The sequence below is a fragment of the Flavobacterium adiutor genome, from assembly GCF_048282555.1.
In the GTDB taxonomy this organism is placed as follows: domain Bacteria; phylum Bacteroidota; class Bacteroidia; order Flavobacteriales; family Flavobacteriaceae; genus Flavobacterium.
This window is the reverse complement of sequence record NZ_CP182487.1, coordinates 1,305,241-1,323,697: the sequence shown is the minus strand read 5'-3', so window position 1 is coordinate 1,323,697 and position 18,457 is coordinate 1,305,241. Positions and strand designations below refer to the sequence as shown.

The 18,457-nt window shown below is 32.3% G+C and carries 17 protein-coding genes; 3 read left to right on the top strand and 14 right to left on the bottom strand.

The genetic code is table 11. The features are described 5' to 3' along the window. Positions 1-5: 5 nt before the first annotated feature. The 14 genes from ACNC7R_RS05900 to ACNC7R_RS05835 form a co-directional block, all read right to left on the bottom strand. Entirely contained in the window at positions 6-752 is a 747-nt protein-coding gene (locus ACNC7R_RS05900; RefSeq protein ID WP_417940022.1) for a glycosyltransferase family 2 protein, read from the bottom strand. A 98-nt stretch (positions 753-850) separates the two neighbouring features. After that, positions 851-1,015, bottom strand: coding sequence for a hypothetical protein (locus tag ACNC7R_RS05895; RefSeq protein WP_417940021.1), 165 nt, complete (start codon positions 1,013-1,015; stop codon positions 851-853). A 133-nt stretch (positions 1,016-1,148) separates the two neighbouring features. Next, entirely contained in the window at positions 1,149-1,700 is a 552-nt protein-coding gene (locus ACNC7R_RS05890) for a WcaF family extracellular polysaccharide biosynthesis acetyltransferase (RefSeq protein WP_417940020.1), read from the bottom strand. A 4-nt stretch (positions 1,701-1,704) separates the two neighbouring features. Next, positions 1,705-2,433: a glycosyltransferase family 4 protein gene (locus ACNC7R_RS05885; RefSeq protein ID WP_417940019.1), complete on the bottom strand. Its 729-nt coding sequence runs from the start codon at positions 2,431-2,433 to the stop codon at positions 1,705-1,707. A 513-nt stretch (positions 2,434-2,946) separates the two neighbouring features. After that, positions 2,947-4,278, bottom strand: a complete 1,332-nt coding sequence (locus tag ACNC7R_RS05880) for an O-antigen polymerase (RefSeq protein WP_417940018.1) — start codon at positions 4,276-4,278, stop codon at positions 2,947-2,949. A 12-nt stretch (positions 4,279-4,290) separates the two neighbouring features. Beyond that, positions 4,291-4,830, bottom strand: a complete 540-nt coding sequence (locus ACNC7R_RS05875) for a serine O-acetyltransferase (protein ID WP_417940017.1) — start codon at positions 4,828-4,830, stop codon at positions 4,291-4,293. After that, positions 4,827-5,807, bottom strand: coding sequence for a glycosyltransferase family 2 protein (locus tag ACNC7R_RS05870; RefSeq protein WP_417940016.1), 981 nt, complete (start codon positions 5,805-5,807; stop codon positions 4,827-4,829). Before ACNC7R_RS05870 ends, ACNC7R_RS05875 begins: the two co-directional genes overlap by 4 nt. A gap of 114 nt (positions 5,808-5,921) precedes the next feature. Continuing rightward, positions 5,922-7,064: a polysaccharide pyruvyl transferase family protein gene (locus tag ACNC7R_RS05865; protein ID WP_417940015.1), complete on the bottom strand. Its 1,143-nt coding sequence runs from the start codon at positions 7,062-7,064 to the stop codon at positions 5,922-5,924. Between the two features lie 18 nt (positions 7,065-7,082). Then, a complete protein-coding gene (locus ACNC7R_RS05860; protein WP_417940014.1) occupies positions 7,083-8,084 on the bottom strand; it encodes a glycosyltransferase family 2 protein in 1,002 nt (333 codons plus the stop codon). Next, positions 8,081-9,643, bottom strand: a complete 1,563-nt coding sequence (locus tag ACNC7R_RS05855; protein WP_417940013.1) for an oligosaccharide flippase family protein — start codon at positions 9,641-9,643, stop codon at positions 8,081-8,083. The genes ACNC7R_RS05860 and ACNC7R_RS05855 overlap by 4 nt, the downstream gene beginning before the upstream one ends. A 232-nt stretch (positions 9,644-9,875) precedes the next feature. Beyond that, on the bottom strand, positions 9,876-10,958 hold the full coding sequence (gene gmd, locus ACNC7R_RS05850; RefSeq protein ID WP_417940012.1) for a GDP-mannose 4,6-dehydratase: 1,083 nt from the start codon (positions 10,956-10,958) through the stop codon (positions 9,876-9,878). A 77-nt stretch (positions 10,959-11,035) separates the two neighbouring features. Next, on the bottom strand, positions 11,036-11,986 hold the full coding sequence (locus tag ACNC7R_RS05845) for a GDP-L-fucose synthase family protein (protein WP_417940011.1): 951 nt from the start codon (positions 11,984-11,986) through the stop codon (positions 11,036-11,038). A gap of 5 nt (positions 11,987-11,991) precedes the next feature. After that, a complete protein-coding gene (locus ACNC7R_RS05840; RefSeq protein ID WP_417940010.1) occupies positions 11,992-12,417 on the bottom strand; it encodes an adenylyltransferase/cytidyltransferase family protein in 426 nt (141 codons plus the stop codon). Between the two features lie 39 nt (positions 12,418-12,456). After that, positions 12,457-13,074: a hypothetical protein gene (locus ACNC7R_RS05835; RefSeq protein ID WP_417940009.1), complete on the bottom strand. Its 618-nt coding sequence runs from the start codon at positions 13,072-13,074 to the stop codon at positions 12,457-12,459. A gap of 603 nt (positions 13,075-13,677) precedes the next feature. On the opposite strand from ACNC7R_RS05835, the gene ACNC7R_RS05830 reads away from it, so the two are divergent. The 3 genes from ACNC7R_RS05830 to ACNC7R_RS05820 all read left to right on the top strand — a co-directional run bounded on the left by ACNC7R_RS05830 (position 13,678) and on the right by ACNC7R_RS05820 (position 18,454). Continuing rightward, complete coding sequence (locus ACNC7R_RS05830) at positions 13,678-14,643, top strand: T9SS C-terminal target domain-containing protein (RefSeq protein WP_417940008.1); 966 nt, start codon at positions 13,678-13,680, stop codon at positions 14,641-14,643. Positions 14,644-15,040: 397 nt separating this feature from the next. After that, entirely contained in the window at positions 15,041-16,351 is a 1,311-nt protein-coding gene (locus tag ACNC7R_RS05825) for an O-acetylhomoserine aminocarboxypropyltransferase/cysteine synthase family protein (protein WP_417940007.1), read from the top strand. A gap of 240 nt (positions 16,352-16,591) precedes the next feature. Further along, the gene (locus tag ACNC7R_RS05820; RefSeq protein WP_417940006.1) at positions 16,592-18,454 is read left to right on the top strand and encodes an ABC-F family ATP-binding cassette domain-containing protein; all 1,863 of its coding nucleotides are present in this window, start codon (positions 16,592-16,594) and stop codon (positions 18,452-18,454) included. The last annotated feature ends 3 nt before the right edge of the window (positions 18,455-18,457 follow it).

Genomic DNA, 18,457 nt, shown 5'->3' with positions numbered 1-18,457 from the left:
AATTCTTATTTTTTAACGTATTGCAATAGTGCTAATACTTTTTTTTGGAAAACAACCTTAAATCCATTCATCTGATGAAATTTATAAATCTTATAATCTTCTTTTAAAACCTTAAAGACTCTTTTGTAATCTGTACTCAGACCTCCCATGCGCATTTTTACAATATAACAATTAAGATAGGCGATATTTATTTTATATTTGTATAAATAGCGTAATAAAAATTCTGTATCAGAAGCGATTTTAAAGTCTAAATTATAGTTCCCATATTTATCTAAGACTGTTTTTTTTATATATACAGTTGGATGTAAAGGCAGCCATCCCGCTTTCAGTTTATTAAATTTATACTCCCCTCCAATTCTGTTTCGTACTGTTTTTTGTTCATCATCATTTGTAACATAGATACCATCTCCATATATAGCATCTGCATTAGGATTATTTTTAAAACCAAGTACTATTTTAGAAACTACAGCTGTATCATAAAAAACGTCATCAGAATGCATTAAGCCTACCACATCTCCTGTAGCCATGGCTAATCCTTTATTAATTGCATCATACATACCTTTATCAGGTTCTGAAATGTATTTTGTGATTTTATCTGAATAGGATTTAATGATATCCTGCGTCCCATCAGATGAATTACCATCAACAATTATATATTCAATGTCCGGATAGTCCTGATCTAAGACACTCTTTATTGATTGTTCAATAGTTGCTTTTCGATTGTAACTAACTGTAATAATAGAAACCTTCATACAATAAATTATTATTTCAACTTTAGTAATCCCTTTGTTTTAAACAAAGCGGCCATGCATATTGTTTTGACTGCATCCCTTTGTTTTTTTTTGTAAGCCTATTGCAGGCTGTCTACACTTTCTTGATTTCTCCCTTCAACCACATCTAATACTACTCCTGTAGATTCATCTGCCAATATACCAAAATAGTCATACCAGCGTGATACTGATTTTTCATCAACACTCAAATAATGATATCTGTCATTAAGCTCTATTTTACTCATTTCTCTTGCTACAAAATTAAAAAACAACTAAATTAATTTCACTCATCGTTTTTTTAGTTTAATCTAATTTTATCAAATTGTCTTTCAACTAAAATGTTATAATTTAATGTTACATAAATTCATAGGCTCGAAATTAATTTATAAATCTATTTTTTACCATCTTAGCTAAATTACCCTGATATATTTTATTTTGAAGCATTTTACCTACAATAACAGATCCGGCAGTTAAAATTGAATTTTCTTCTGCTATAACACCTGGGCATACCACTGTCTTAGCACCAATCCAAACACCATCCATCAATATGATAGGAGAATTTCTGAAAGGCATATTATAAACAGTATAGTCATGATTTCCGGTAAGCAGCATAGCTCCTTGCGATACGCATACGTTATGTCCTATCTTCACCACATCCAGATTATCTATCCACACATTCTCTCCTATCCAACAATGGTCTCCTATTTCCAATTTCCAAGGAAACTTAATAATTACATTATTTTTTATTACTAAACCCTTTCCTATTTTGGCCCCAAATAGTTTTAATAAAAATATTTTAATCCCCATAAAAGGATTCCAGGAAGCACGCACAAAAAAAGCATTTATAAAGTACCATAGCATTTGTTTTATAAAACCTGCCCCTTTATCAAATTCGTCTCCCTTAAATTTATCTAATGCTACTTTTTTCATACTGTTAACTTAGTTTAGCAAAGATGGCTTTCATATTATCTATGTATTGCTTTTCGGTATAATTAGTAAGTACACTTCTATAATTGTTTTCAAGGATTTTAACTAATGCTTCCCTGTCATCATCTATTTCTTTTATGTACTTATATAGCACATTAATGTCTATAACATCTTTATCTACCACCAGCCCGTTAGTATCGTTTTGAACTATATCTGGTATACCAGCATGGTTAGTAGTTATTACAGTCATACCATTACCCATAGCTTCTAATATAGAGATAGGCTGTCCCTCGTTAGGGTAACGGGTAAGCAATGTAAAAGCATGACAACTTTCAAGCAAGTTTATTTTAGCTTTGCCACTTACTACGCCATGGTACTTTACATATCCGTTAAGATTATGCTCCTTAACATAAGATGTAAAAAACTCTTCTTCTTTACTTTCAAAAAACTTACCTGCAAAATGAAACTCAAAATCTGAACCCGAATCTTTAACCATTTTTGCGAGGTAAAGTACCTCTTTATACCCTTTGGTTTCAATAAAATTACTCAGGTATAATAGCTTTATTTTATCTCCTGATTTTAAAAGTTGCAACTTATCATTAAATTTTTCCGGTGATATAAGATATTGGTCATCCACACAGTTTGGGACTTGAAAAACTTTATCAGGGTCTACTAATCCATCAAAGATATACTCCAAAGATTTACCTAATATTATGGCACCGCTAATTTTTTTCATGGCAGAATAATTCAGTTTTCGCTGAAAACTGCCACAATCATTTTCTATAAGGGTACGATAATACCCTCCATGTAGGTGGATTAATGTTTTAGCTCTTTTTAATCTCAGTATAGCAAAAAAAATCAAGTCCCTAAGATTCCCGCCTTTAGTCTGTGAAATGGTAAAATAATACAGGTTGCTCTTCGAAAACAATAGTTTAAACACATTAACAATAAATTTTTTATTGCTTGTAAGGTTTATGTGTCTAAAATCGAATTCCCTATTTAAAGGTGAATCATAAAGTGTTTCCACAGCCTTAGACAACCCATGTATGGGAGGAGGAAACTGGGCAAGGAAGGTTATTTTTGTTTTTCGGTACAAAATTTGATTATTTTATTTAACTACTTTATCCATTGGAAAAGAGAGCTTAAAAGAAAACTGCTTTTATTATTTTCATTAGACCAGCCGTATTAAGAAAACCTGTTGGCAAGGGTGTGAAGATTATTTCAGGAGCATAAAACCAGTTAGGCTTTACTACTTAAATCTTAAAACAGAATATACTTTTTCTATTTTTATAACAACCCACATAAATAATATAAAATACACCAAGCGAACTCCAAAACCTGTATACCATGCAGGTAAAGTAGCTGTGAGCCCAGCAATGGTAACTAAAAATACTTTTCTCCATTTAGATTCTGGTGTTGCATTTATTTTGTATTGTATAAGTCCTATGGCGTAACCTAAAACTATCATCCCTAAAAAAACACCGAGCAAACCAAAATCATAATAAAATTCACCCATAGGCGTAGGAGCAAATCCTCCGATGGACTCACTTTCGAACCCATAAAGCTTATAAGAAAGTATCCTGCCCAACTCCATAGGCTTCCATGTAAATGTAGCCCTAGGCAAAAAGTTAACAAAAGGATAAATCATTTGATTTGGCTGATAAATAGGATCTAGATTGTTATATATATATATTAAGTTGCCTGTACTATCAAAAGTAGGAGAGCTAAAAACATTTTCCTTTGCATCCTTTAAAACATCAAAAGAGAATTCTGAATAGTTATTTCTATTAAAACGGATAAGCATTCCTGCTATTAGCCCAAAACCCAGCATAAAATAGATATATTTTTTAAGGATTGATAATTCTTTCTCCTTAGATATACTCAGGTATCTATAAAACAACATTGAAATACCAAGCCCCATTATTCCTAATGAAGAGCCTGATGCTACAGACATTATTAGCAAAAGCAAGAAATATGAGTACACAACCAATTTTGAAGGGTCATTTTTATCCTTCGAAAAATAATACGGTAGGTTTAATGATTTGAAACAAGTAAAAAATCCTGTTAAAACAAACAGCAATGTCTTGTTTTCAGCCCCTCCTTTATCTTGATAGTCTGCAAGAAAAAAAGCAGTTATTCCTCCACCAAGGACAATTGTATAAGCGACAAACGCAAGATATAACAAAGAAACTATATAGTATGTTATTTTACTTATTTTAAAATTTGCAATAAATGAGTATCCTGTAGCCTTAATATTTCTTGAAATTAAAATGCCACTCTGTAATAATAAAGTTGAAACAATAAGGAAAGAATAGCTTATCCATAACTCTTCTGTAGTATATTTTTTTATGTATGACATTCGGATTAATCCCAAACTATTATAAACAAACCACCAAAAAAATAGATAAACAAAAATAAAATTTAACTTAACGTTTTTTTTCCAATAATAGATCAGGATTGATATATTTATTATCTCAAAAACATTAAATAAAACTACAATAGATTCACCGCTTTCAACAAGATATTCATACCCTATGATATTAAATAGAATTCCGAGAAAGACAAAAATAAATACCTCCATAATAAAAACCTACTAAATAATGTGTTTCACAATTTTAGCCGGAACTCCTGCAACAACCACATGGGATTCTAAAATGCTTTTCGTTACAACAGCTCCAGCAGCAATTATCACATTATCGGCAATTGTAATATCACCTATAATTATAGCGCCCACACCAACATCTACATTATTTCCTATAACGGGATTTTTATTATCTTCCTTTCCGTTATTACCAATGCAATTATTACCGTGAAGTATGCAATTTTTCCCGACTTTTACCATTGCATTAACTACGACATTACCATAATGCCATATCAGTAAACCCTCACCAAAAACATTTTTAGGGATAGTAAATCCCAGCCTTTCTCCCAAAAGATTTTTTCTTCTTCTGTAATAAGCGCTAAAAAGCATATTCCCTTTAGCGTGGTAATACTCTTCCTTACGAAGAAGTTTGATATATTTCCAAATAATATATTCGTGTTCTCTGAAAAGGAGTTTCTTTAACCATTCCTTTTTAGAAAACAAAAAAGGGTATTGCTCCTTGTCTTTTTGGATATATTCGCTATATGTCATACCGCATTTTTTTTTTTTCTGACTGCCGTATATATCTTTTTAATTCGTACATAAAAAGGTGAAATCACTGAAAGTATAGATAATTTATCTGAAAGCTTTAAATCTTTGTTACTAAAAATCTTGAAAAAATTACCTATTAACTCGTTTTTAAGTGATACAAACTCATCTCTAAAGCCTGCATTGTCTTTACTATTTAAAAATACTACACACAAATTTTTAATCATCCTGTAGTAATAGGCCTCAACATTTTTTCTCAATTCAGTTTTATTATGAAGTAAAGCTTTTGTATGTTTAATGTTTTTTAGAATTACCAAACTTCTCGCAGAAAACTTTTGCTTAGTAATACTTTGTTCCCTTTGTCGGTAATGGTATAAGGGACTCGCAACATGCACACATTTGCTAATCTCAAGAAAAATATCGAAGATGATAGCCATATCTTCATGTATCTCCCCTTTAGGAAATTTATATTTATCAAAAAATCTTCGCTCATACATTTTATCCCAACTTGCAACATCCATAGTATCGCCTTTCAGCATGTGCTTTATGGCTTCTGTTTGTGTATATATAGTCTCTTTATTTAAAGTGTATTTTATATAATTATAACTTTCACATTCATATATACGACCACAACATGCTATTTCTGCCTTATTTTGAATACAACCATTATAGAGTTTTTCAACAAAGTCGGGTTCTACCCAATCATCAGAATCTATAAAAGAGACATATTTTGCGGTTGCTATTTCCAAACCGGCATTACGCGCATCAGAAAGCCCTCCATTTATTTTGTGTAAAACTTTTATTCTATTGTCTATTAAAGCATATTCATCGCAAATCGAACCACTTTTGTCAGTAGCCCCATCATCAACCAAAATGATTTCTATATCTTTTAATGTTTGGTTGATCACACTATCTATGCACTCCCGTAAGTACACTTCTACATTATAAATAGGAACTATTACAGAGACAAGTACATTCATTTTTTCCTAAATTTATCTAAAATTAATTAAACCTATAAATACTTACTTAAGTAGGTTTTTCGAAATGAATTTTACCACATTAATTCTTTTCTTTATTTTACTCAAAATTAAATTTTACGATTCTAATGCTTCTTTTAAATAGCCTTTTGATAACTCTCTTAATTCCGTCAATCTTTCTAATAATTCTTTTCTATTCCACTCGTCTTTTATCTCATTAAAAGGAGTACCCACCTTTACAGCTCTGTTACTTATTCCCAGTTTAGTTAATAAACTCATCTGTCTACTATCCTTACCTGAATCTTCATTAACTACCGAATATAAAGGACTGCCAAAATTTGCAGCAAATGCAGTACCATGAAATGACGAAGTAATAACCAGTTTTGCGTTCTTGAATAAACTAACAAAAAGTTCCGGGCTTACTGGATCAGGTCGCTCCACAAGACCAATTAACTCTTCAGGCAGTTTAGCTTGCTGGTCAAGATATATAACGCGATAACCGGTTTTTTCTTTATAATATTTAATGAGTTCGTAAATATAAGGTGTACATTTAACAGCATAATCCAAAACATATGCAAAAATATAATTTTCATCTTCATACAGTTTATTATCTCTCTCGCACATTTTCTCCCAGTCTTGAGATGTGAGCAAAAAAGTTGGATCAAGTGCAGTTATTGACTCTTTACCAGTTAGAGTCTTTACAATATTTTCGCCACTAGTTTCCCTAACAGAAATCCTGTTATAGCTGCTTAGCAGTTGCGTATATGTATCTTCATAATTTTTATCTATTTCATCTGATGAAAAACTTGAAGAATATGAAATCTTTTTCGCAGAATCAGGAGCAAAAGACAATAAAAAAGAAGTATCCCCTTTCACAAAGCGAGTATTCCAAACCTGGTCGCTTCCAGTTATATAAATATCATAAATTGGTGGGTTTTGCTGTAATTCTTCTTTTGAATTATACGTTTTTGATAATTTATAATTCTTTTTCCAAAACTTTTTAATCTCCACATTATCACGATATGTAGCAGATAAAAATTTATTTGGAATTATTGATTTTAAAAACGAATACTTGATAGATTTATTCTCATTAAATTGTTTATGATATTTATTAGGAAATATATAATCTATTATTTCACAATCATAACCAAAATCACAAACTATTTTCTGTAAAGCATAAGCCTGTAAAGCCGAGCCAAAATTTTCAACTTTGTGCATTGTTATTATGCCTACTTTTTTTACATTTTTCTGTATAGTCATATTACCTAAATTAAATTGTCATCTTTTACTTTTTATCTTGTCAAGAAGATTGCGCACTTTTAAAACAAGTTCTGGATTAACACAGTACATCCATATTTGTATTTTTAAGCCAATTGCTACATCTGCTTTAATGAAACTTAAAGCACCTTTTCTTATAATAGACAAGTAAGTATTATATTCTATTTGATAAATTTCTTTCGATTTAGTTAATAATATAGTACTCAATCCCATAAAAGCAGCAAGATATCTATGAAATTCTAATGCTTTCATAAAATGAGAGGTATGGATTATTGATTTTTTTTCTATATCATCCAAAGCGGCTAATGCATTAGCAAACTTAGGAACATTTAATACCGTTGTTGCACTATTAAGGTTGTCCTTCCTGTAATAGTAAACTCTCCTGTTTCCAACACCTACCCCTTTTGATAATTGCGCAGCTACTACAATAAAATTTAACCCTTCCCCCATATAAAATTCGCTTAAAAAAGAAATCTTATTTTTAACAAGAAACCCCCTTTTAAACATTTTATTCCAGCAACCTATTTCAACGTAACCTGGGTATAAAAGCAACGCAGCTGCTTCGTCAGGTGTATAAATTTTTATTTCATCATTTTCTACTTGTTGTACATTGCCTGGGAACTTGAAGCAGTATTTTGACATTACAAAGTCAGCATTTGTCTTTTCAACTATCCCTAACATATATTCAACATAATCAGAACCTAAATAATCATCTCCGTCAACAAATACAATATATTCACCAATAGATTTTTCAATTCCCAGATTACGCGCAATACTAACACCTTGATTTTTTGTATGAATAACTCTTATCCTATCGTCCTTTTTCGAGAAATCATCAGCAATATGTCCCGAATTATCCGGTGAGCCATCATCTACCAATATAAGTTCAATATTTCTATAGGACTGTCCAATAATTGAATCAATACATTTCACAATATACTTTTCAACATTGTACATAGGAACTACAATAGAAATTAAAGGAGCATAATCATTGTCTTTCATCTTGTATTACTTTTTTTGTTACCTGGCAACAGTCTCTGCATTAAAACTACTATTTGATTTTTTTCAACGGTTTCTAATCCAATAAAATAAAATACCACTGGAAACAGAATAAAGCTGATTGCTAAAGTTAGAACAAAACGAATACCTGAATGCTGAATCCAATTTGTAGCTAGATAAACTAAGGCACAAGTAATACAAATCGGTATAACCATTTTTATTACTGATTTCAAATATTCACTAATAGGTACTCCTGATTGTTTCTTTAAAATAACGATCTTCAAAAATCCTGTAATAATTTCAACCGTCACAATAACAACAAAAACGAAAGTTGTTGACATTCCTCCATATTTCAGCGATAAATAACAAATAGGCAGAGTAAGTAACGCAACACTTCCTATAGTTATCTGAAATTTTTTTATATTACCCATGGCCTGAATAGCCGGAGTTATACCTACTGTTAGTTGATTAATTAGCGTAGCAATTAAAAATAACGAACAAAAAACATCTGTGTTTTCTGGTACATTTTTTAGCCAAAATTTTAACACCACTGGCATTTGAAAAATAAGCGGAATTGCAAAAAACGATACTAAAAAGAAGCCTAGTTTAGTTGCCCACATAGCAGTTGTCAATGTACGCTGCCGATTATTCATCCCTTCACTTTTCATAATTTGCGGGTTAAGTGCCTGTAATAAAGTGAATGAAAGACCTCTTACTTGCCCATTCACCTGGTTTGCTATACCATAAGCAGCATTAACCATTATACCAAAGAACACATTCAATAGAACATTAATCCCCTGTGTGTTTAGAACGTAACATATATTCGCAAACAAATTCCACCCCGCAAAACTTCCTAACTCCTTCAGCAGAACTTTATCTACTGCAAACCTTCTTATGCTACACTCTTTGTATTTTTTAAAGCAAAAAATGGCATAAAGTACGAAAGAGACAATCGTAACACCTACCATTAGAAATCCATAAAAAAACAACCTGTCTTCCTCAGCAAACCAAGTTAATGAAAAAGCTACCACTAATTTCAAAAATGACTCTATAATCATTACAACAGCTAGCCACAACATATTTTCGTGAGCATTAAGCAAAGCTGTGAATGGAACAGTAACAACTGTAAAGAACATAGACGCAGCAAGAAAATAATATATTGACTTCGCCGTAGAAACACGGTCAATAGGTATATTTAAAAAACCATCAAAAAAAAATGGAGAAAGAGCCAGTAGCACTATTACAATAATCAATCCAATTATTATATGTAAAATCCAGCTGTTTGCAAAAACTTTAACTTGCATACCTAAGTCACCTGCACCCTGGTAAAATGAAAGATATCGCTGTGTTGAGGTTGTCATTGCTGCATTCAAAAACGCAAACATTGCTATGACGCCTGTAATCAAGTTAAAAAGTCCAAAATCTGCAGCCCCTAACGCATTCAACACTAAACGCACAGAGTAGAATGAAATCCCCATCGAAATAAGCATCCTAGCATATAACACACCTGTATTTAGTGCAACCTGTATACTTGTACTTTTTTTTTGTTGTTTTTCTATCATAATACATTACATACTTTTATTGAGTTAAATTACTCAAATCAATAATAACCCTATATAGAAATGTAATTAGTAGAACATTTCAATAATTAATTTGTTTTATTCAAGAAATAACAATTTCAACATCACTTTTCGCAATCACAATTCTGTGTATATGATTTTATTCTGTGTAAAAACGACCCCTTATTGGTGATAAGGAGTTACGTATTCACTCTTCTTTTTATAATCGCGTTGATTAATACAACTTCAAATCACTCTCCACCATCTCTTTAACAAGCCCGGCAAGATCATATTGAGGTTTCCACCCTAGTTTTGTCTTGGATTTAGTAGGATCTCCAATTAGTAAATCTACTTCAGTAGGACGGTAATATTCCGGATCTACTCGCACTACTACCTTCCCTATTTCTAACTGGTAAAGTGGATTATTGCAAGATGCTACTTTAGCCACTTCATTTTCATTTTCTCCTTCAAAAGTCAATGTAACTCCTATCTCTGCAAAAGCCATGATTACAAAATCTCTAATATAAGTGGTAACTCCTGTTGCGATTACATAATCTTCCGGTGTATCTTGTTGTAAAATTCTCCACATTGCTTCAACATAATCCTTTGCATGCCCCCAGTCTCTTTGTGAGTTTAGGTTTCCCAGATAAAGGCAATCCTGTTTTCCTTTTGCAATAGCTGCTGTTGCCATCGTAATTTTTCGGGTTACAAAAGTTTCACCACGTCTTGGAGACTCGTGATTAAACAAAATACCATTACAGGCAAACATATTATAAGCTTCACGGTAATTTTTTGTGATCCAGAAACCGTAAATTTTAGCTGCTCCATATGGCGAACGAGGATAAAAAGGTGAATTTTCATCATAGAAGCCTTTGTCATTTTTATTTTCTGCCATACCGCCATAAAGCTCGGAAGTAGAAGCCTGATAAATTCTGGTTTTTTCAGATAGTCCCAAGATTCTTACTGCTTCTAATATTCTTAGTGTACCTATACCGTCCACATTCGCAACATATTCTGGAGAATCAAAAGAAACTTTTACATGAGACATAGCCCCTAAATTATATATTTCATCAGGCTGTACTTCCTGAATTATCCGTATAATATTAGTGGAATCTGTCAAGTCACCATAATGCAACTTAAAATCTACATGTGATTCATGCTGATCCTGATAAATATGATCAATTCGCTGCGTATTAAAAGAAGATGCACGTCTTTTCACTCCGTGTACCTGATACCCTTTTTCTAATAATAATTCTGCTAAATAAGATCCGTCCTGACCTGTGATTCCTGTTATAAGGGCTACTTTATGTGTACTCATCTATTGTTTTTTTAGTTACATTTTATTTTCAAGTTAAGATATTACATTCTTAATTCCTAACTTTTATTAATCTAAAACTACATTTTTACTTGCTTAAAAGCGTCTTTATTTTCCAAAAACCAATTATAAGTTTTTTGTATTCCTTCTTCTAAATTTATTTTATGTTTCCATCCTAAATGATGCATTTTTGAAACATCCATTAGTTTTCTAGGCGTTCCGTCCGGTTTAGTTGAATCCCAGATAATTTCTCCTGTATGACCTGTAATCTTCTGAATAGTTTCTGCCAAATGCTTAATGGTTAAATCTTCACCGGTACCAACATTATATAAATAATCCGGTAATTTGTTTTCTAAAGCAAAAACAACTGCCTGAGCCATATCATCAACGAATAAAAACTCACGCATTGGCGTACCGCTTCCCCACAGCGTTACAGGAGCATGATTATTTTCTTTGGCTTCATGAAACTTACGAATCATTGCTGGTAAAACATGAGAGGTATTCAAATCAAAATTATCATGTGTACCATATAAATTGGTTGGCATCAAACTCACATAATCTTTTCCAAATTGATTTCTAATGGCCTGACAGGTTTTTACACCCGTTATTTTAGCAATTGCATACCATTCATTTGTTGGCTCTAAAGTATCTGTTAGTAAGTAGTCCTCTTTCAAAGGCTGTGGTGCAAATTTTGGATAGATGCATGAACTTCCTAAAAAAATAAATTTTTCTACATTATTTTGTAAAGCCGAATCGATCAGATTATTCTGGATTTGCATGTTCTCCATAATGAACTGGTAAGGATAATCATTGTTGGCTAATATGCCTCCAACTCTTGCTGCAGCATCAATAATTACTTCCGGTTTTTCTTTGGCTATAAAATCCTGAACAGCGAGCTGATTCCTAAGATCAAGGTCTTTACTCGAAACCCCTATCAGATTTGTAAATCCTTTATCGGCAAGTATTCTCCAAATTGCACTTCCCACCATTCCTTTATGGCCTGCAATATAAATTTTTGTGCTATTTTTCATTTTACTTAAATTACCTTTAATGCTTCTTTTTCGGCTACTACTTTACGTAAGCCACTGCTTGAAAAACGATGATCTCTGGCATTAAAATACAATTCAATTCCCTTAGACTCACAATATTCACGGCCGGTAAAGTTTTTTTCTCTGTATTCGTCTCCTAAAATTCGTACGTCAATTTTAAAAGATCTCAAAATATCTTCTAAATCCTGTTCTGTTGCATAAGGAACAATTTCATCTACGAACTTACAGCCTTTTAATTGAATGTAACGTTCTACAACTGTTTGTGTAGGTCTGTTTTTTTCCGGACGATCTAATGTCGGATCTGTTTGTAATGCACAAATTAAATAATCACATTGACGCTTAGCTTCTTCAAGCATTGTAATATGCCCCGCATGTAGTAAATCGAAGGCACTAAAAGTAATTCCTATTTTCATAATTCTTTTATTTGAAAATATATTTGATAATTCTTTCGCTTAATATGCTGAATCAGCATGGAAACGATTTTGGCCCAAAGCGACCATAAAACCAAAAGTAAGCCCTAAATTACTCCCTGTTATATCTTTTCCTATTAAACTTCCATTATAGTAAATTTTTTGCGACAAGGTAGATTTGTAAGTCAGGTCTGCAAAAAATGAAACTTTTTCATTTATAAAAACATACGGTCTCGCACCTATCATTAAAACACCTATTTTATCACGATTGAAATATTGGCTTGACATCACTCCTGCCCCAGCTCCTGCATGAACCAGTAATCCAAATTGTCCTCCTGTGCTTCTTGACATTTCAATAAGATTGCCCAAATTATAGCAAAGTTCCAGACTTCCTACTAACTGATCACTCTTTTTAATACCCTCATTAAACTGATCAAAACTTAATAGCCCCATTACCCCTACATTCTCAGTAAACATATAACGGAATCCTCCCTGACCATGAACCAATGATAATGGTTTGTCTTTTCCAGATGGTGAAAGTTGAGTTAAAGGAACAGCCATTCCTACTCCAGCTTCCATAAAAAGCTTATCATATCGTAATCTATATTGCGATTGTGAAACTGTGGTAATTAATAATAAAGCAAAAAACATTCTTTTCATAAGTCAGGTAATTTTGGGATTGTTATATTTATAATTATTTTTTTAAAGTTCCTATTCTCCATATTTAAACATTTTCCATTTCATATTAGTTCTGCAATTACGGTACTAATACAATTTGAAAAAAACAAAATCTCATTTCTAAATGTTAAAATTACAATCATATATTTTAAAAAATATAGTAGTATTTTTCTTTTTAATTTAAAAAGCAAATAGCTTTAAGATACAGCTTCGCTAGTCTAACCCCCATTTTTAAGGATTAGAAATAAAATAAAATTTCTGCAAATGTATTGACATTTTTTAAATTATATACTTAAAATCATCGCTGTATAATGAATAATGCTTACACAAAAATACACTAATCTCATTATCAACCACATACAAATAATCATAAATTATAGTGATTTTGAGAATTTACTTTAAAAAATAAATTTAACTTAATTTAACAACTTGAAAAAAATCATATTCGTTTTTTTGGTGTTAAATTTCTGACATATAATAATTGACAGTAAACTGGTTTTGAACCTAATTTGTAAATTATTTTATAAATTGTGAACAAATACCCAAAGGATAACTTTTAAAATTTAAGTTTATTGCATCATTATTATGAAACAATGTTTATTTTTTTTGCTCTTTTTCAGTTTTACAACTCATAGCCAAATTTTAGGATGTACAGATCCGCTTTCAAAAAATTATAATCCTAATGCAACTCTAAACGATGGAAATTGTTTGTACCAAAAAATCAATATAAAACCTCAATATTCATTTTTTTTGAATGATACTCTTAAAGAAACATCAGGACTTATTGCTTTTGACCATTTATTATGGACTCACAACGATGACCGGGATAAAACGGTTTACGGATTAGACTCGCTTGGAAAAATCAAAAAAAGAATAATGCTGAAAAACACCACAAACCATGACTGGGAAGAGATTTCACAAGATAGCTCTTATATTTATATTGGGGATTTTGGAAATAATTATTCCGGTAACAGAACTGACTTAAAAATCCTGAAAATCGAAAAAAAAACATTTTTAAAAGCAGATCCAATCATCGAAACAATTTCTTTTGCTTACTCTGATCAAACCAACTTTGATAAAAAAAAAGCCAATACAACCGATTTTGATTGCGAAGCTTTCATTATCATAAAAGATAGTATTTATCTGTTTACAAAAAAATGGAAGTCATCAAAAACCAGTATTTATAGTTTGCCAAATAAACCTGGAAATCACACGGCAAAATTAAAAGAAACACTAGATGTAAAAGGATTAGTTGCAGGTGCTACCTACTTAGAATCAAAAAATCTAATCGCCCTTTGTGGTTATTCAACAAAAGGGAAACCTTTCATATATCTCTTGTATGACTTCAAAAATCATGATTTCCTATCAGGAAACAAACGAAGAATCAGCCTTAAACTTTCTTTTCATCAAATAGAAGGAATCACAACTAAAGACGGTTTACATTATTATTTAACCAACGAAGCCTTAATTAGAAAACCTATTCTCAATATTAGACAACAACTACATTATTTCGACCTAAGTTCAGTTCTAAATTTTTACCTTGAGAAATAATTCGCAAATCGAAATATTATCAAGTGTATTTCCGTTTAATTTCAATTTGTCTTTTTAAACTGTATAGGTTTAAGCGGTTGATTAAACAAAACCTCAAAATAATTATGTAAATATATATGATGGTATCTGATCGCTTAAAACGGTATAATTTTTTCCAGTTGACCTATATTTTTTCTTTATATAGGTTGTACTAATCAGGAATTAGAGAGACGAGAAATACTGTAATTACTGCAAAAGCGAAATTTTTCAAGATAGAGCAAAAAAAAGATCACATTAACATTCATAAGGATAAAGTTAGTTTATCAAAAGTTGTAAATTGCACCTCCAAATTAGTGTTGACAGTCTATACCCTCACATTTTATGTAACTCAGAATTTCTAACTATTAAATATAAAACAATGTCATCAAACCAAAATTCGAAAAAATTCGAAACACTTCAGATTCATGCAGGGCAGGTTCCGGATCCTACAACAGGATCAAGGGCAGTACCTATATACCAGACAAGCTCTTATGTATTTGAAAATGCGCAGCATGGCGCCAACTTATTTGCACTAAAGCAATTTGGAAATATTTACACCCGACTTCAAAATCCTACTACTGATGTTTTCGAAAAACGTGTTGCTGCGCTAGAGGGAGGTGTTGCTGCATTGGCAACTGCTTCTGGTCAGGCGGCACAATTTATAGCATTGAACAACATTTTAGAAGCCGGAGATAATTTTATATCAAGCAGCAATATCTACGGTGGTACTTACAATCAGTTCAAAGTAGCTTTCAAAAGAATTGGCGTTACAGTTCAATTCACAAATGAGACAACTGCCGAAGCTTTTGAATCACTGATTAATGAAAACACAAAAGCATTATATCTGGAAACAATCGGAAATCCAAGTTATGATATCCCGGACTTTGATAAAATTGCAGACGTTGCTAAAAAATATGATCTCCCTTTGATTGTTGACAATACATTTGGAGCAGGAGGCTATTTATTCAGACCTTTAGAACATGGAGCTTCGATAGTAGTTGAATCTGCAACAAAATGGATCGGCGGTCATGGTACAAGTATTGGAGGTGTTATCGTTGATGGTGGTACTTATAATTGGGGGAATGGAAAATTCAAACAATTTTCAGAGCCTTCAGAGGGGTATCACGGAATGGTTTTCGCTGATGTATTTGGTGTAAACAGCCCATTTGGCAATATTCAGTTCGCCATCCGTGCACGCGTTGAGGGACTTCGTGATTTCGGCCCTGCTATCTCTCCGTTCAATTCATTTCAGCTGATTCAGGGTCTGGAAACCTTATCACTTCGTGTCCAGCGTCATGTTGACAATGCATTAGAAATTGCGAAATGGCTGGAAGCACATCCACAGGTAGAAAAAGTAAACTATCCAGGGCTGGAAAGTTCACCAAGTTATTCCAATGCACAGAAATATTTTAAAAAAGGATACGGTGCAGTTCTTTCCTTTCAAATAAAAGGTGATGTAACAAAAGCAGATGACTTTATTGACAGTTTAGAATTGATCAGTCATTTAGCAAATGTGGGCGATACAAAATCCCTGATTATCCACCCAGCAGCTACAACACATCAGCAGTTGAGTACCGAGGAGCAGAAAGCGGCGGGGGTATTCGTTGGACTGCTTAGGTTATCTGTGGGGATTGAACACATTGATGACATCAAAGCAGATCTGCAACAGGCCTTTGATAAAATAAAATAACAATGAGTAATCACCAATTATACCGTTATCATTTTTTATAATATTGAAAAAAAATATTTGGATAATTGACTAATAAAGATTCAAAGTAAAAGATAGCCTGGTGCTATCTTTTTTTGTTACGTTCAAAAGGGTATATTTGCCGCTTAAATAGAAAAAAATCAGTCTTTTAAATTAGAGACAAATTAGTGAACTGTATGTTTAAAAACATTACAACTATTTGATTTTAAACAACCTAACAACATGAATTACTTATCTGTAGAAAATATATCAAAATCATTTGGTGAAAGAACACTTTTTGACAACATCTCATTTGGAATTAATAAAGACCAAAAAATTGCTTTTATAGCTAAAAATGGTTCCGGAAAAACAACCATCATGAGCATCATTAACGGTTTGGACGAACCAGATACCGGACAAGTAGTTTTAAGAAAAGGAATCAGAATGGCATTTCTTTCTCAGGATAATAATCTCCAGGAAGAACTGACTATCGAAGAAAGTATTTTTGCTTCTGATAATGAAACGCTAAAAATAATTGAAGCTTACGAAAAAGCGCTTGAAAACCCGGAAGACGAAGAAGCTTATCAAAAAGCTTTTGACGGAATGGACCAGCATAATGCATGGGATTTTGAAACGCAATACAAGCAGATTTTATTTAAATTAAAACTGGAAGATTTCAAACTTAAAGTAAAAAATCTCTCCGGAGGACAAAAAAAACGTCTTTCGCTTGCTATAATTCTAATCAACAGACCGGATTTATTGATATTGGATGAGCCAACCAATCATTTAGATCTTGAAATGATTGAGTGGCTTGAAAGTTATTTTGCCAAAGAAAACATCACCCTGTTTATGGTAACGCATGACCGTTTCTTTTTAGAACGCGTCTGCAACGAGATTTTGGAATTAGACAACGGAAAATTATATCAGTATAAAGGAAATTATTCTTATTATTTGGAGAAAAAAGAAGAGCGAGTTACTTCTGAAAACGCCAGTATTGACAAAGCCAAAAACTTATTCGTAAAAGAATTGGAATGGATGCGCCGACAACCAAAAGCCAGAACAACCAAATCTAAATCGCGTCAGGATGACTTCTATATTATCAAAGAAAAGGCTCAAAGCAGAAGAAAGGAGAACAAAGTCGAACTTGAAATTAATATGGAAAGAATGGGAAGCAAAATTATTGAGCTTCATAAACTTTCTAAAAAATTTAAAGACAAAGTTATTCTGGATAATTTTAGTTTTGATTTTCAACGTGGCGAAAGAATCGGGATTATTGGTAAAAACGGAACAGGAAAATCAACATTTTTAAACCTGCTGACAGGTACAATTCCACCTGACAGTGGTCGTGTTGTAAAAGGGGATACTATAAAAGTCGGCTATTATACACAATCCGGAATCAATCCAAAACCAGGTCAGCGCGTTATTGACATTATTAAAGAATATGGTGAATACATTCCGCTTGCCAAAGGCAGGATGATTTCGGCTTCACAATTATTGGAACGTTTTCTGTTTGATGCGAAAAAACAATATGATTATGTCGAAAAATTAAGCGGTGGCGAATTAAAACGTCTCTATTTATGTACTGTTTTGATTCAGAATCCAAACTTTTTAATTCTGGATGAGCCAACAAATGATTTGGACATTGTAACTCTGAATGTTTTAGAAAGTTTTCTGTTAGATTATCCCGGATGTCTGCTTGTAGTTTCGCACGACCGCTATTTCATGGATAAAATTGTCGATCATTTATTTGTTTTCAGAGGAAATGGTGAAATCGAAAACTTCCCGGGGAACTACTCTGATTTCCGAGCTTACGAAGACAGTGCGGATGTTGCCCAGAAAGAAGAAAACAAAGCCGAAAAAAAAGACTGGAAACAAAATAATCCAACTGGAAATTTAAGCTTTAATGAACAAAAGGAATATCAAAAAATTGAACGCGAAATAAAAGACTTAGAAATAGAGAAAAGCAAAATAGAACAATTATTCTCTGACGGAAAAGTTGCTGATACTGATATTGAAAAAAAAGCAAACGAATTGCAAAATATTATTAATAAGATAGAACAAAAAGAGGAACGCTGGTTTGAGCTTTCTGCCAAAATAGAAGGATAATTG

Bases quoted from the DNA above. Each gene is read 5' to 3' on its own strand.
- ACNC7R_RS05895 (WP_417940021.1), bottom strand. From the start codon at position 1,015: ATGAGTAAAATAGAGCTTAATGACAGATATCATTATTTGAGTGTTGAT.
- ACNC7R_RS05875 (WP_417940017.1), bottom strand. From the start codon at position 4,830: ATGACATATAGCGAATATATCCAAAAAGACAAGGAGCAATACCCTTTT.
- ACNC7R_RS05880 (WP_417940018.1), bottom strand. From the start codon at position 4,278: ATGGAGGTATTTATTTTTGTCTTTCTCGGAATTCTATTTAATATCATA.
- ACNC7R_RS05825 (WP_417940007.1), top strand. From the start codon at position 15,041: ATGTCATCAAACCAAAATTCGAAAAAATTCGAAACACTTCAGATTCAT.
- ACNC7R_RS05835 (WP_417940009.1), bottom strand. From the start codon at position 13,074: ATGAAAAGAATGTTTTTTGCTTTATTATTAATTACCACAGTTTCACAA.
- ACNC7R_RS05845 (WP_417940011.1), bottom strand. From the start codon at position 11,986: ATGAAAAATAGCACAAAAATTTATATTGCAGGCCATAAAGGAATGGTG.
- ACNC7R_RS05840 (WP_417940010.1), bottom strand. From the start codon at position 12,417: ATGAAAATAGGAATTACTTTTAGTGCCTTCGATTTACTACATGCGGGG.
- ACNC7R_RS05870 (WP_417940016.1), bottom strand. From the start codon at position 5,807: ATGAATGTACTTGTCTCTGTAATAGTTCCTATTTATAATGTAGAAGTG.
- ACNC7R_RS05830 (WP_417940008.1), top strand. From the start codon at position 13,678: ATGAAACAATGTTTATTTTTTTTGCTCTTTTTCAGTTTTACAACTCAT.
- ACNC7R_RS05885 (WP_417940019.1), bottom strand. From the start codon at position 2,433: ATGAAAAAAATTAGCGGTGCCATAATATTAGGTAAATCTTTGGAGTAT.
- ACNC7R_RS05890 (WP_417940020.1), bottom strand. From the start codon at position 1,700: ATGAAAAAAGTAGCATTAGATAAATTTAAGGGAGACGAATTTGATAAA.
- ACNC7R_RS05860 (WP_417940014.1), bottom strand. From the start codon at position 8,084: ATGAAAGACAATGATTATGCTCCTTTAATTTCTATTGTAGTTCCTATG.
- gmd (WP_417940012.1), bottom strand. From the start codon at position 10,958: ATGAGTACACATAAAGTAGCCCTTATAACAGGAATCACAGGTCAGGAC.
- ACNC7R_RS05820 (WP_417940006.1), top strand. From the start codon at position 16,592: ATGAATTACTTATCTGTAGAAAATATATCAAAATCATTTGGTGAAAGA.
- ACNC7R_RS05900 (WP_417940022.1), bottom strand. From the start codon at position 752: ATGAAGGTTTCTATTATTACAGTTAGTTACAATCGAAAAGCAACTATT.
- ACNC7R_RS05855 (WP_417940013.1), bottom strand. From the start codon at position 9,643: ATGATAGAAAAACAACAAAAAAAAAGTACAAGTATACAGGTTGCACTA.
- ACNC7R_RS05865 (WP_417940015.1), bottom strand. From the start codon at position 7,064: ATGACTATACAGAAAAATGTAAAAAAAGTAGGCATAATAACAATGCAC.